This window comes from Enterococcus sp. LJL51 (genome assembly GCF_054871795.1).
Genome location: NZ_JBTXLW010000009.1, coordinates 44,701 through 59,831, shown reverse-complemented (window position 1 = coordinate 59,831; position 15,131 = coordinate 44,701). Strand labels below are relative to the sequence as shown.

Annotated in this window: 13 protein-coding genes and 1 pseudogene; 2 read left to right on the top strand and 12 right to left on the bottom strand. The window is 33.5% G+C overall.

Annotated features, from left to right (window positions below):
• Positions 1-570 precede the first annotated feature (570 nt).
• Together ACYSNQ_RS09935 and ACYSNQ_RS09930 are read left to right on the top strand one after the other, a co-directional pair.
• On the top strand, positions 571-1,335 hold the full coding sequence (locus tag ACYSNQ_RS09935; protein ID WP_426082936.1) for a spr1630 family ClpXP-sensitive toxin: 765 nt from the start codon (positions 571-573) through the stop codon (positions 1,333-1,335).
• Positions 1,336-1,367: 32 nt separating this feature from the next.
• On the top strand, positions 1,368-2,552 hold the full coding sequence (locus ACYSNQ_RS09930; RefSeq protein ID WP_426082935.1) for a spr1629 family repressor/antitoxin: 1,185 nt from the start codon (positions 1,368-1,370) through the stop codon (positions 2,550-2,552).
• A 56-nt stretch (positions 2,553-2,608) separates the two neighbouring features.
• On the opposite strand, the gene ACYSNQ_RS09925 is transcribed toward ACYSNQ_RS09930, so the two are convergent.
• The 12 genes and pseudogenes from ACYSNQ_RS09925 to sufB all read right to left on the bottom strand — a co-directional run bounded on the left by ACYSNQ_RS09925 (position 2,609) and on the right by sufB (position 15,090).
• Entirely contained in the window at positions 2,609-2,701 is a 93-nt protein-coding gene (locus tag ACYSNQ_RS09925) for an IS3 family transposase (RefSeq protein WP_426083017.1), read from the bottom strand.
• A 230-nt stretch (positions 2,702-2,931) separates the two neighbouring features.
• Positions 2,932-3,276, bottom strand: a complete 345-nt coding sequence (locus ACYSNQ_RS09920; protein ID WP_426082933.1) for a DUF3969 family protein — start codon at positions 3,274-3,276, stop codon at positions 2,932-2,934.
• A gap of 22 nt (positions 3,277-3,298) precedes the next feature.
• Positions 3,299-3,607 (bottom strand): hypothetical protein, encoded by a 309-nt coding sequence (locus ACYSNQ_RS09915; protein WP_426082932.1) that lies wholly within the window; start codon positions 3,605-3,607, stop codon positions 3,299-3,301.
• 102 nt (positions 3,608-3,709) lie between these two features.
• Positions 3,710-4,573 carry a T7SS effector LXG polymorphic toxin gene (locus ACYSNQ_RS09910; RefSeq protein WP_426082931.1) on the bottom strand — a complete coding sequence of 288 codons (864 nt, stop codon included), beginning with the start codon at positions 4,571-4,573 and terminating at the stop codon, positions 3,710-3,712.
• Positions 4,557-4,919, bottom strand: coding sequence for a hypothetical protein (locus ACYSNQ_RS09905; RefSeq protein WP_426082929.1), 363 nt, complete (start codon positions 4,917-4,919; stop codon positions 4,557-4,559). The genes ACYSNQ_RS09910 and ACYSNQ_RS09905 overlap by 17 nt, the downstream gene beginning before the upstream one ends.
• A 9-nt stretch (positions 4,920-4,928) precedes the next feature.
• On the bottom strand, positions 4,929-5,213 hold the full coding sequence (locus ACYSNQ_RS09900) for a hypothetical protein (RefSeq protein WP_426082927.1): 285 nt from the start codon (positions 5,211-5,213) through the stop codon (positions 4,929-4,931).
• A gap of 231 nt (positions 5,214-5,444) precedes the next feature.
• Positions 5,445-5,597: pseudogene (locus ACYSNQ_RS09895) on the bottom strand (DNA/RNA helicase domain-containing protein); the annotation flags it as partial.
• Positions 5,598-5,834: 237 nt separating this feature from the next.
• On the bottom strand, positions 5,835-6,557 hold the full coding sequence (locus ACYSNQ_RS09890) for a M48 family metallopeptidase (RefSeq protein WP_426082925.1): 723 nt from the start codon (positions 6,555-6,557) through the stop codon (positions 5,835-5,837).
• Positions 6,557-9,673 (bottom strand): type I restriction endonuclease subunit R, encoded by a 3,117-nt coding sequence (locus ACYSNQ_RS09885; RefSeq protein ID WP_426082923.1) that lies wholly within the window; start codon positions 9,671-9,673, stop codon positions 6,557-6,559. Before ACYSNQ_RS09885 ends, ACYSNQ_RS09890 begins: the two co-directional genes overlap by 1 nt.
• Positions 9,674-9,695: 22 nt before the next feature.
• Positions 9,696-10,844, bottom strand: coding sequence for a restriction endonuclease subunit S (locus ACYSNQ_RS09880; RefSeq protein ID WP_426082921.1), 1,149 nt, complete (start codon positions 10,842-10,844; stop codon positions 9,696-9,698).
• Positions 10,838-13,453, bottom strand: coding sequence for a type I restriction-modification system subunit M (locus tag ACYSNQ_RS09875; protein WP_426082920.1), 2,616 nt, complete (start codon positions 13,451-13,453; stop codon positions 10,838-10,840). The genes ACYSNQ_RS09880 and ACYSNQ_RS09875 overlap by 7 nt, the downstream gene beginning before the upstream one ends.
• Positions 13,454-13,695: 242 nt before the next feature.
• Positions 13,696-15,090 (bottom strand): Fe-S cluster assembly protein SufB, encoded by a 1,395-nt coding sequence (gene sufB / locus ACYSNQ_RS09870; protein WP_426082918.1) that lies wholly within the window; start codon positions 15,088-15,090, stop codon positions 13,696-13,698.
• Positions 15,091-15,131: the final 41 nt, after the last annotated feature.

The following is a 15,131-nucleotide window of genomic DNA, read 5'->3' as shown; positions in this document are numbered from 1 at the left end:
TGAAAAAATGGTATTCCAATCCTTTTCTTTAAGGCTTAAAATCTCCTCTATTCCTAAGTGGACTAATTTTATAATTATCAGCCCTTGATATAGATTTTTCAAGAACAAAAAAGAACCTCCCTATCCGTTACAATTAGGTTGCCCAAAATAGACACGTAATTGTAACAGATAGGAAGGTTCCTAAGCTTATTATATAATAAAACATATTATTTCACACTAAATTTTAGCAAAAAAGAGGAGCTTCAAAAAAGCTCTTCTCAATCTTTTTCATCAATGGGACGGTGAGCTCTTTTTAAAAGAAAGACCTGTTGGAGCAACGCTTATCATGAAACACATTTTCTTTTGCAAAGACAGGATGTTCATATCTTTGCATAGCAGACTCTCTAAGTATCCTCTTTTTTTCACACACTTTTTTTCTGTCTAGTTTAGTTTAGCCACAAAAATACCCATTCAATACAGTCTCTTTAAAATCTATTGAATTATAGCTAACTTTAAAAAAATAGGGAAATTAATGTTTTTACTTTAAAATTGTTGTATACTAACAGAGTCAAATAGATTGGAGGCTTATGTATGGATGAATTTAAACTAGATAAATCAATTAGTAAGGCAATTGTTGATGGTACTTTAAAAGGTTATTTACAATACCTTGAAGAAAGAAAAGAAAAAAAGGACTCAATGAATGTTAGCGGCGCCTATGCTTGGACTAAAGGGAATCATATTGATGATCAGGTCTCAAAAATTGGACAAAATCATCATGTTCAGTTTAAAATCGAAAAAGCTGGTTACACTTGGGAGTATTTACAATTTACGGTAAGTGAAAACGCTGAAAATTACATGGTCATTGTAAAAAATTCTAGAAGAGTAAAAAAATCCTTTGATAATCAGAAAAAGAAAACAAAAGAAGATAATTACTTGGTCAACCTAGCAGATATAAATACAGATGCCTTGAAAGATACCAATAAGAATTATATTGTTCAACCAGAACAAATCCAACTCGAATTAAGTGATCCTGAAGAAGTAAAAGCTGTTTTAGAAGGAACTCAGCTTAATGTCTCTCAAGCATACTCTCGTTTTTACATCGTCACTTATGAAATTGATGATGAAACAAAATTTGTTGAATCAATTAAACTAACCATGCCCAATCGCCAAACGATGAATTTAGAATTAATTGAGGATTTAAGCTATCTTATTCAAGAAAGTGACTATGAGATTACAACTGAGGATGTTGAGCCAATCATAAACGAGAAAGTCTCAGACCAGACTATTTTCTCGACTGATAATAATGCATTTGGTTATTCAGTTCCAGAAGAAGAAAAAGAAGAATCTGGTAATTAGTTTTTTTATAATTAAGCAAGGATGTGATTACAATGTTTTTCGGAGAGAAATTACAAAGTGTCAGAGAATTAAATGGTCTCTCCAGAAAGGAACTGGCTGATAAATTAAATGTGAGTGAACAAGCAATCTGGCAGTATGAAAATCAATATACTGTACCTAAATTCGAAATTGCTAATAAGTTAAAAAAGATTTTTAATGTAAAAGCTCAATTTTTTTATTCAGAACCATTTATAACCAACATTTCAAAAGTTGAAAGTATTGCTTATCGTGCTGAAGATCGAGATGCAAGAAAAAAAACAAAGATGGAAACTTCTTTCATTGATTTTATTAGTTATTTTTTAAATAAATTTGAAAGTAAATTGAACTTACCAAATACTTTTATTACTCAATTAAGAGATGAGTCTATTCAGCTTTATAACAAATCAGAAGGCTCAGGAGACAAACTTTTACAGCTAGAAAATATTGCTGAAAATGCTAGAAAAAAATTAGATGTAGAGACAAACTCAGAGCTTCTTTACAAACTTGAACTTTCAGGAATATACATTTTAGAAAAAAATATGGGCCCTAGTATAGATGCTTATAGTACTTGGACAAATCAAGAAAAACCTTTTATTATCCTTGGAAACAAAAAGAAATCTGCTGTGCGCAGAAATTTTGATTTAGCTCACGAATTAGGTCATTTACTACTCCATTACAAAATTGATATGGATAGTCTAAACAAGGATGAACATAAAAAAATTGAAAAGGAAGCCAATGATTTTGCCTCTTTCTTTCTACTTCCAAAAGAACAATTTTTAAAAGACTTTACCACTATCCAAAAGAAATCCAATCCTGATGCATATATCGATTTAAAAATGAAATATATGGTTTCAATTGGTGCTTTAGAGTACAGAGCTTATAAAATGGGGTTATTATCTTTTGAAGAAAATAGGTACTTCTATGCAACTCTTAATAAAAAAAGTTACAAAAAAAATGAACCTTTAGATGAAGATATTGCGGTTGTCAGACCTGGAAAAATTCGTTCTCTTCTAGATTTAATTTTCAAGAACCATTTATTTTCTTTGAATGATGTCCTAAATGATTATTATATTAATCGCTCTTTTTTAGAGTCACTTTTAGGATTAGAGAAAAATTTCTTAACTAAATATTCTGAAGAATCTGCAAGGGAATATTTCAGCACCTCAAATGTTGTTCCTTTGTTTACTACTAAAAACTGATTTTATCTTACACAGGTGAGACAGGAGTAATCTACGCCCTAAAGCTTGCTCCTAGATTACTCAGTTATTTGGCTGGCATGATCTTGGTATTGAACTGGACTTACGCCAGCCAATTCTTCTTTTATTCGATGATAATTGTAATAATGAATATATTATCCCCTCCTTCTAAATTGCTTTTCAACTTTTGTCTATAACGTCATCTCTTGAACCGCCTTCATCAATCCAAGAATAGACTGAGCCTAGTTTAAGCCCTTCGGGGCGCTTATTTAGATTTAAAACACTTTTCTATAGTGCGTCCATTATCCCATTTAATGATACTAAAATAAGCGTTCTATTTCGTTTTTGTGTAGAATTGTCAGTTCAATTTTTTTCACAGTCGCTATTTATCCAGCCATTTTTTTACTTCATAAATATTTGCAACTGTGTTTCTATTCTCTATTAATTCTAAAATATCTTCTCTTAATTGCTCAATGTACCCCGTTAGCTGATTTGGAAGCAAGTCCTCGTAATCTTCCAGAAAAAGACACTTTTCAATAGTAGCAACAACTGCTTCATCTATCTTTTTTGCTTCTAATATACTTTGTGTATATGGGCTAAACAAATAATTTTGACATTCATCGATTGTCAGTACATTATTCTTCAGTGATTCCAACAAACCCAATGCTGTAACTAAAATTAATCGTTCCATCTCACTTTTTTCACTAGCAGATAAAGAAATAACCATATATATGCCCTCTTTCCTGAAATTATGGATTGCTCCATCCAGTCTTTACTTTAACATTAAATACTTTTCCAGACTTACTTTGGAAATAATGTATAGATATCCTGTTTCCAAATTTATCAAATCCATCCTTGAATACTTTTTTCCACTCTCCCGACTCGACCTTTCTTAATTGCTCTAACAGTTGTTTATCATTCATTTTTACTATCTTAGTTCCATTTTGTCTCCCTTTAAAACCTTCTGGGTATTGGGGTGCATTCTTAAATCCATCATAAACGTTTTTGACTTCTTGGGACTCATTGCCTAAACTATCTAAGCCCTCATTAAAATACATAGCTCCAACAGCAGCAAGGGTTGCTCCCTGTACTACAATGATACCATCAATAACAAGACCAAAACCACCGGTTGACAGTGCAACAACTGCTGCTCCGCCAAATCATCCGATGATCCCCGCAACGACTGCGGTTCCACCGCCAAGTATTTTTAATGTTGCATCCAATAGATCTGTAAACTTTTCAATAACATCTAGTGACTTGTCTACAAAGCTCTCTTCATTAATCTTCGTTGTTAATTCATTATCGATAATACCATTTTTATAAACGACATAATTAATTTTTCCAGCTTCATCCAATTTTTGAACCACTTCTACTCGGTCAATCGTTCTCTCTTCATTAAATCCCTTTAAATTCTTATACCATTGTTGTCTGCTATAGTCTATACTTACGTAGCCTTCTTTAGGGTTAAGAAAGTTTACTGGATTGCCTAGCTGTGCCAAGCCAGTATTTACATCATTCATCAAGCTTGATAATTCAGAATAGTGTGAACTATGACTGGATTCAAAGCCTTGATATTTCTGTAAAATCTCTATCTCATCTTTAATCGTTTCCATACTCTGCGCCTTGAAAAAATCACCTAAGCCAGGAACTCCCTTCATCGATTCTGCTAACGCATTCATTAAATTGAAATAATCATTTTGGGCAGTTTGTAGTTCTCTGTATAGCTCTGCCAAATCATCCGTATCCAGCAGCTCATCTGTCTTACCTACATCCACTAAAAAGTCCATAAGATAACTATCCAAGCTATCTTCCATTTCATAATAGATAGTAAACAGCGCTTGATCTATTTCCTGATAAGCTTTTAAGTGGTTCACAGTGGAAATCCAAGCAGAGCCCAACAAATTTCGATTACCATCTAAACCATCTATCGCACTTGAGACAGAACTAAAACTGCTAACTGTATTTAGACGTTCAGAACTAATACTCATTCTTACAGCGCTTAATTCCTCATACATTATTTTCATTTGTCATCTCCCTTAAGCACGCTTCATACTCCTGCTCGGTATCTTCAAATAACAGCTTTCTATGAGTCAGCTCTTTCTGAATTTCTTCCTCAGCATCAGAAAACGCTTTGGAAAATACTCTTTGTTTCTCCTCCAAGGCTTCTAGTTTTTGAAAGACCTGCCGCCCAGAATTAGTTTCCTTGGCATAATACAGCACCCTTTCCCAAATATCCTTTTCACGCTGAATTGCCCGGAGGCTTTCTTCATAAGCATAAGGAATATCATCAGTTTTCCTTTTTAAAGAATAAAAATTATACTCGGCAGCTTCTACTTTCATACACAAATGTACTAAGCTTTTATCATCCATTTTCTCACCTCATGTTTGTATAGAAGAAGCTATACCATCTTTTAACAGCTTATCCGTCGTTTCAATAGTTATATGTACTGCCTGAACATTTTTAACTTCAACGGCTAAGCAATTTCTATACGTATAGAGTATTTCTTGAAAGGAAGACATCAATTCTTTCAGCTCATCAGTTGCTGGACTAGTAGACGTATGAATCCCATTTGTCGGCTTAAACTCTATGTTGCTTAGTGCATTTAAAACATCCTTATTAAATTTTAGAACCGCTCCTCCATCTGTACTAACAGTTTCATCCATATACTTAAATCCTCACTTCCTACTCATAACAATTAGTTAATTATTTAAAGGCTTATTATAGCATTTATTTGCTTAAAATAAAGATTTTTATTTAACTATTTCAAACTTATAGTTATGAAAATAACATTTTTAGTTATTTTAAAAAAAGAGATTAATAGATATAGAAAAAATAAAAAAGACTAAGAATAAATCTTATGCATCCTAGCCTTTTCCAACATATAATTTTTCTGTTTATTTCTTTTGTGCTTCTAGAAGTGCTTTCCGCAGCTCATCATCTACAGCGTAAATATATAAACCATTTACTCCTCTAGTTAAGAGCACATTTAGCTCGTTTCTTAACAAATCTTCTGCTACATATTCAGATTTACCATTTTTCAGAGTTCGACGATTTTTAGGTAAAAAAACTCCGAATGCTGTTAAATCAACATTCGGAGCTTCTGCTATAAGTTTACCCTACTGACCCTTCCAGCAAAGGGATAGTGTTTTCTACAAGTTTCAACAGCTTCTAAATGCTGTTAGATCAATGTTTGTAGTTTAGGGCGATTCTATGAAATTCTGATAATTTTTCGTGATTGGTGCTAGTTTGGGTGTTAGTTTGAACCGAATATTCATCAATATAATCTAATCCACATTATCCACTGGTTCCATATAATCTAAAACCTCAGAGTTTAATTTTTCTTTAGCAACACGCCATTCAGGATAGAATTGATTCATATACTGAGTAAATTTTTCAGTATGATTTTTTTCCAACAGGTGTACAAGCTCATGAACTATTACATATTCCAAACATTCCCGAGTTTTTTTTGTAAGTTGTAAATTAATCCAGATTTTTTTCTTATCTGTATTACAAGTCCCCCACTTAGTTCTCATATTCTTAACATGCCACTCTGAAGGGGTTACTCCTATAATTTTTTGATATTTCTCTATGATATCAGGTATTTCTGCTTTTAGTAATTTTCTATACCACTCATTTACTACATTCTCTCGCTGCTGAATCGTACTTTCAGGCCTCACCTGCAAGACAATTCGGTCTCCAGCAATTTTCATGTCATTTTTTGAACTCGAAAATATAACGTCTAAACGATATCTTTTTCCCCATAAATAAATATTTTCCCCTGAAACATATTTGCGTTTTGTTTGACGAGGTTGGTTTTCAAATGATTGAATTTGTCTTTTAATCCAACCAATTCTTGAAAGAGCAAACATTCGGATGGTTTCATCATCATAGTCAACAGGCGCACTAACCTGAACAATCCCATTAGGCGGAAATACTCGGATATACATATTTTTTATTCTTTTTTTTACAATCTTAATCTCGATTCCACTAATGGTTATACTATACATTAATACTCACCTTGCTCTTTTGTAAGTTTAAACAACTCATCAACTAATTCTTGATCTTCTATAAGATCTTCAATCGCTCTACGAATTTTTCTTTCCTTAATCTTGTTACCTCGCCATCCATCTTGACGAACTGAATTAATAGCATTATGAACAGAATTTGCTAGTACTTCATCATCTAGCAAATCATAAAAAGCACGCTTTGCCGCACTTACTCGAATTGATTCAGGATAATCCTTACTATCTTCAGGGTGAAATGCTTTATGAACATATTTTTTGAACTGCGCCAAATATTCTTCATATTCAATAACCGACTGCTTTCGCTTTTCAATTAAATCAGTTAGCAGTTGAGACATTTTCTCATAATATCTAGGATTTGAACTTCTTTTAGCTATTAGTTCCCTCTTTACATTATTCTCAATAGTTTCCGCAGCAGTATCTCGTTTACTTTCATCTATTGGATCGATAATTGGATCAATTTTAGACGTATCTTCACGCAATAATAATTCGACTAAAGGTTCTTCAAACTCCATCAATGTTCGACTTTCTTTAGCATCTAAAAACATATCAATCAATTGCCGCATATCTGGATCATACGCCTTTAAATCAATATAATCACCACTTGCCTGTCGAATAATATCACGTGCATTTACGAAGCGAGTCACTTCTTTCTCCAAATTAGTGACTTCGGCGTTTGAGTAACCATATTTACTTTCTAAATCACCTTTTACTTCTGCAAATGATCTTAAAGCAGAAGCAGAAAAATCATATAGATTTTCTCTTTTAGGTAAATTAGATTCCAACTCTTCAATATCTGGTTGAGCAGTATCTTGAGCTACAAAATAATGAATAAATTCAATATCTGTTTGAGGCATTGCCACAGGCTCACATAGAGCTCGCAAAGCTTCTAATGACTCTTCTAATTGATCTTTCGCCTTATCTAAACGATTGTTTAAAAGACCTGATACATCTTCTTCATCGTAATCTGAAAAAGCTTCTGAAGTGTAATCATCCATTGCTTTCTCAAGTGATTTGAATAAGTCTTTGTAATCAATAATATAGCCATACTCTTTGTCTTCTCCATCTAAACGATTCACTCGGCAAATGGCTTGAAAAAGCTTGTGATCTTGCATCTTTTTATCAATATACAAATAAGTTGCTGGAGGTGCATCAAAACCGGTCAATAATTTGTCTACAACAATGAGTAATTTCATTTGGTCAGGATACTCAAGAAATTTTTCTTTCACTTCTTCCTCAAATTTCTCTACCTTTTTACCAGCTAACATTTTAATATATGTTTCATATTTTTCAATTTTTTCAGTTTCAATTGCTTCGCCACGCGATTCAGTTCGTACATCACTTGGTTGTGGATTATAGGAAGTAATTATTGCACATTTCCCTTTTAAGTCGGTACTTTGAAACAACTCATAATATCTAGTTGCTTGATAGATGCTATCTGCAACAAGCAAAGCATTCCCCCTGCCATCAACAAGTCTTGGTTGTATTTGCATATCAAATACAATATCTTCCACAATCTTAGTTAACCGGTCTTTTGAGCTAAAAACCTTTTGAAACGTCCCCCAACGAGATTTTAATCTAGCTTTCGAACGATCATTTAATCCTTTCGTTTTACTTTCAAACCATTGATCAATTTTCTTTTGGTTCGTTACATTTTGCTCAACTTCTCGAGCTTCATACCTCAAATCCAAAACAACTTTATCTTCTACTGCTTCATTAAATTTATATTTATGGATGTATGGTCCAAAAACTTCTATTGACTTCTTTTTATCCTTTTTCATTAAAGGAGTACCTGTAAATCCGATAAGTGTTCCGTCAGGTATAATGGTTTTCATGGCTTCGTGGAGTTTACCTGACTGTGTTCGGTGAGCTTCATCTACAAATATAAAGAAGTTTCCTTTTGGCTTAAAGCCATAAGGTAAGGAAGACTTTATTTCATCAATAAAGTTTGTATAATTTTTATCCTCTCCTCCTTTTTTCCCAAATTTGTGGATTAAAGAGCACATCATTACAGGAGAGGGTTCGTTGATTTTTTGAATTAATTCTCTACCAGAGCGAACTCTTACTATTTTTTCATCAACTCCAGCAAAAACCCCTTCAATCTGACTATCTAATTCGTCTCGATCAGTGACAATTAAAATACGACTCTCAGAAATATTTTCCTTGATCCATTTACTTAACCATACCATTGTTAAACTTTTCCCAGAACCTTGTGTATGCCAAATGATGCCGCCTTTGCGATTTGAAACAAAATTTCGTGCTGACAAACTACCGAAAAACTGGTGAGGCCGACAAATCTTTTTTGCACCTTTATCAAAAATAATAAAATTGTATAACAACTCAACCAATCGTTCTTTATGGCATATTGAAATCAAACTTTTGTCTAACCCATAGCTTTGGCTCTCTCGTAAACTTTTAACTTCTAAAGATAAAGAATCTTTTAATTCAGCATCCTCTTTCCAACTTAAATAATATTTCTCAGGTGTTTGAATTACACCATAGCGCAGCCCTTCAGTATCATTACCCGCCATTAGTAATCCATTTGTTCCAAAGAATCGTTGAATCATATCTTTTCGTTGATTTGTTATATTTTGCCGAATCCCCTCATTAATTGATCGTGTACTTCTTTTTAATTCCAAAACAGCTATAGCAATTCCGTTAATGTATAAAACGATATCCGGACGTTTGTGTATTTCTTTATTGCTTGAATCAGCATAGTCTTTTAAAACAGAAACTTCCTCTGCAATATAAAAATGATTTTTCAATGGTTTATCCCAATTAATCAACGATACACGAGTCTGCTTTTCTTTCCCTGGTTCTTTCACTAAAACACCATATCTTAGAAAAGAATAGACAGATGAATTTAACTGAAACAGATCCATTGCTTGATTGCTAGTTATATCCTTGATAGAACTCACTGCCAAACGTATTGCATCAATAGAATAATTTTGCTCTAGCAAATATCTCCTTAAGAGCATCTCATCTACATTTGAGTTTTCTTGATCTTTTAAATTACCAAGATTTTTATAACCTAAAACATTTTGAAATAACTTAGATACTCTAGATTGTGTTTCTCTCTCCTTTTTTGCTAAATCTACCAACTAGTCCACCTCCTGATTAAGTTTAAGCTAATCGAATTTTTCCAGTTAACAATTGTTCCATCATACCCTGTTTAATTTTTTTGTATTTTTCAAGTTTTTCTTCTAATTTAAAAATCTCTTCGTCCATATCAAATAATATTGTAGCTATAGCTTTTTGTTCTTGAATAGATTGCGGAATTTTTATCTTAATTAGTGGAATTCCTGATAAGTTTATTTTTTTAGGGACAGCATGTTGAAGTGAATGCTGTTCAACCTCTTTTTGAAAGTCTTCTGAAAATGAAAGTTGCGTTAAAAATTGGGCATCTATGAGTTCATTACATTTTATTAGAGCTAAACTAACATAAAAACTTGCATTTACTTCCCAATCAACATATTTACAAACACCTATTGAACCAATTCTAGTCATAAGTATGTCGCCTTTTTCAATTTTATACTTCTCTGTTAGAATTTTGTGTTCTGCTAGTGAAATATTTTTAGTATGAAAAAAATCATCATTACTAATATTCTCTACACTATAAAAAGGAATACCTTGTTTAACATACTTAGGAGTCTGATGTGTTCCGTCCTTAACCTCACAAACATCTTTTAAAGTCTTTTCCATCCAATCTTCACGATAGCCTCTTACTCGTTTTTTTCCAGTTAATAATTTGTTGGAGACCCCTTTTTTTATAAGTCGTTTTTTTTCAATTAAAACAGATAGAAAGCTAATTAATTGATCTATATCATAAAGAATTATCGCAATTTTTTTCTGTTCTTCTATTGATGGGAGCAATATCTCAATAGATTTGACATTTTTCAAATTTAGTTTAGGTTGAGCAGACCCACTATTTAGTTCTGAATAGTCTTTATTTTCCAAGAGTTGAACCAAAAAATCAATGTCTACCTCTTTATTTGGAGACATTATATGAGCATGATTATTTAACCAAAATCTTCCTTTGGTTTTATACACTAATGGATAGCTACGTGTAACAATATTAGCCCCATCTTCTCCTAAAAGAATAAATTCTCCTTCAAAAATATAATTATCAATATACCCAATTATTCCTGTAGCTCCATAATAAGGATATATGCCACTATTTCTACTTGACTTTTTTATTGGTCTTCTTAAGTTATCTTTAAATTCTACTATTTCTTCTAAACTTACTAGTTTCCAGTCATTTGGTTTTACCATTCAAACCCCATCCTTTCAAGATGACGTTTTACTTTTTCTTCATAAATATCTACTTCATGTGCTAATTCTGACAGCTTGGATTCATATCGCTCTACTAATTCTTTTACTCGAACCGATAATTGATAACTTACAGCTGAGTGTATATTATCTAGAGCTTCATAAATAGCAGTAAACCATTTTTCTTCCAATAATTTTTTTATTTCCTCAATACTCAACTCAGAATATTTTTTCTTTGTTTCAACATCCAATACAAATTCTTTTTCTTTGATCTTTTTTGCTACTTGCTCTTTTGTATCAAGCAAAGTCTGAACATCCGTTAATAACTCAAATTCTTCTTTAAAAAGACCATCTATATCTGCAGATTCTCTTATCTCTTTTATTCGAGCTGTAACACTAGTCTTTGTTACTGTTCCTTTCCCAGTTAAAGCAGATTTAGCTAGTGGATTGTTCTCTAAGAATTCCAAATATTCTTTTTTCTTCATTTTTTGATCTAAATGATTCCACAAGATATTTAAAACATCAATTTCAGCATTTGTATAGTCAGATTTGATTTCATTTATACGGATAGAAATCATTTTTTTGTTAAATTTCCCATCTTGAATAAATTCAAATAAACTAGAGTCTTCGTTATTATGATTTTCCAGCAATTCTTCAATCTCAGCTTCATTTTTTTCCAAAACTTGTTTTAAATCTTGGATTTCACTTAACTTATCTTCAAAATAGGTATTCATTATTTGTTCTTTTGGAAGTATCAATCCTTCCCATCCAATAACTTCTTCTTCCTCTTCACCATTTACTTTTTTTATTCTTGTAATATTCACTACCTGATTTCCTGCTTCATATCCATCAGAAATAACGGCATAAATATCATCTTCCATTATTTCTTCCCAGTATTCCATCACTATCTGATAAACATCGTATTCCTTAATTAAAGAATCTTCTTCAAATAAACGTAAGATTTTATGGCTAATGAATTCAATGACATTTTTTGGCTTATCTTCAACTGTTAAATTCATCAGTATAGGAAGAATCTCATACTTCCACGTCAAAAAAGAATCTTTAATTCGTTTAGAATGCTCGAGAAATTCAGCATTAGAATTTATAACGTCTACAACCTGTTCTTTCTCGATTTTTGCTTGTAAGTAACCTGATCGAAGCGGATTAAATAAATCTTGTCGCAAGCTTGGATATTCTTCCCAATAATTATTCAATGAGTCTACATCATTTTCAGGAATACCACCTTTTAAATGAGCCTCAATGTCCTGGAGGTCTTCGTTATTACTATTATCTATATAACGAGGAATATTCAAATTATACTCATTATCCTCTTTAATCTCTTCATTTAAAACAAAGCGAGCATATCTTTTGTCTGATTGATCCATCGTGTTAAAAGTTCGAACTATTTTTTCGATATCTTGTTCTCGAAGTCTGTTTTTATTCCCTTCTTTAACAAAATCTTGACTAGCATCAATCATAAAAATACCTTCACGTTCTACAGCATCCTCTTTGTCTACAATGATAATACATGCAGGTATTCCTGTTCCAAAAAAGATATTTGCAGGAAGTCCAATGATACCTTTTATATAGCCATGGTCAATAATTCTTTTACGTATTTCCCCTTCTGTATTTCCACGGAAAAGTACTCCATGTGGTAAAATGATTGCTGCTTTTCCTTTTGATTTCAAAGATTTTAATACATGTAAAAACCAAGCGTAATCACCATTTTTTTCTGGTGGAACACCGTAACCAACTTCACTATAACGACCATATTGATCTGGCAAAGTTCCGTCCGTCCACGATTTATCAGAAAATGGTGGGTTTACAACAATATAATCAAACCTTTTTAACTGATTATTTTCTTTCCATTTAGGATCAGCTAATGTATTGCCTCTCTGAATTTCACCTGCTCCTTTATTATGAAGAACTAAGTTCATGCGTGCCAATCCAGCAGTAGACGGATCATACTCTTGACCATAAATAGTAATTTCAACTGGAGCTACATCAGCAGCTCTTATTAGAAGTGAACCAGATCCACATGCAGGATCGTAAACTGTCATACTTGAGCTAGTCGCTTTGTCCAAGCCTATAACTCTTGCCATTACGCGTGATACCTCACCTGGTGTGTAAAATTGTCCCTTACTCTTACCAGAATCTTGAGCAAACTTACGCATCAGGTATTCATAAGCATCACCTAAAATATCATCTCCACCAGCACGATTTTTGGTAAAATCTAGCTCTGGTTTTTGAAAAATAGCCACTAAATCAGAGACTTTATCAATATGGGTTTTTCCTTCTCCAAGTTCATCACTATCAAAATCAGCAATATCAATAATTCCCTTTAGATTGTTTTTATCTGCAATTGCACCAATACTAGTATTGATTTTTTCGCCAATATCTTTTTGAAACTTGTGCTTTACAATATCGTCAAAACTCGAATCTGCTGGAATTTCAATCTCCCAATCATCAGAAGTTTTATACTTATCAGAAACATATTTTACAAATAACATCGTTAAAATATAGTTTTTATAGCGAGCAGGTTCAACCCCACCTCTTAATTTATCTGCCGCAGCCCATAATTGGTTATATATTTCACTTTTTTTAATTGCCAATTTATACTTCTCCTCATCCTAAAAATATATTTCCTATTATTAATCATTATACATAAAAAAGTCTATAAGAAAAATTCATATAGTATTTTTCTGCGTATTTTTATAGGTTCGTCTATCGAATTCAAAATTGATGTGTCAGATCAACAAATAAAATTTGTTATTTAATTAATCTTATAATATTATTCCTATAAAAAAATAGAAAGAACACTAGAATAACAGCATTCTTCCTATCTTTAATTATATTATCCAACCGAACCTTCCATCTCATAACTAATCAATCGATTCAATTCCACCGCATATTCCATCGGCAGTTCCTTCGTAAATGGTTCCACAAAGCCCATGACAATCATCTCAGTCGCTTCAACTTCACTCAAGCCGCGGCTCATTAGGTAGTAAAGCTGTTCTTCCGAAATTTTTGATACCTTGGCTTCATGTTCCAGCGCTACTTGGCTGTTATGAATCTCATTGAATGGGATAGTATCTGATTTGGATTTATCATCCATGATGATGGTATCACATTCAATATGGGAGATTGATCCAGCACTATCTTTGCCGAAGGTTACTTGTCCGCGGTAGTTGACTTCGCCGCCGTCTTTGGCAATAGATTTGGATACGATGGAGCTTGATGTGTTTGGTGCGTTGTGGATCATTTTTGCACCTGTGTCCTGAATTTGGTTTTCACCGGCGAAGGCGATGGAAAGCATCGTTCCACGAGCGCCTTTGCCGTCTAAATGAACACTTGGGTATTTCATTGTTGTTTTGGCGCCGAGGTTGCCGTCAATCCATTCAACGGTCGCTCCTTCGTAGGCTTTGGCGCGTTTCGTTACTAAGTTATATACGTTGTCTGACCAGTTTTGAATGGTTGTATAGCGGCAGTATGCATCTTTTCTTGTATAGATTTCCACGATAGCCGCATGTAGACTATTACTTGAATAGGTTGGTGCGGTACAGCCTTCTACATAATGCACGCTGGCGCCTTCGTCCACAATAATTAGTGTCCGTTCAAACTGACCCGTGTTTTCTGCGTTAATCCGGAAGTAGGTTTGCAGCGGCACATCTACGCGTACGCCTTTCGGTACATAGATGAAGGTACCACCAGACCAGACAGCTGAGTTTAATGCTGCCAGCTTGTTGTCAGTTGGCGGAACCAGCTTCGCAAAATATTCCTTGAACAGCTCTGGATATTCCTTTAAGGCTGAGTCAGTATCAGTAAAGATGATCCCCAGCTTTTCGAATTCTTCCTTCATATTGTGGTAAACCACTTCTGATTCGTATTGAGCAGAAGCTCCTGCCAAGTATGCACGTTCTGCTTCTGGAATCCCGATTTTTTCAAAGGTTTCTTTGATTTTATCAGGCACATCGTCCCAATCTCTGGCAGGACGATCACTTGGTTTCTGGTAATATTTAATTTGGGAAAAGTCGATGTCCGATAAGTCGGCTCCCCAGGTCTGCATCGGCATTTTATTAAACTGCGCCAATGATTTCAGACGGAAATCCAGCATCCATTCCGGCTCTTCCTTTACTCGTGACATTTCCCGGACAACATCCTCTGTTAGTCCGTCTCCTGTACTAAAGACTGGCTTCACATCATCGTGAAACCCAAATTTATAATCTTCTAATTCTGGTACGCCGCTCATTGTTTCACGCTCCCTTTATTCTCTGGATTATGAAGCTTCTA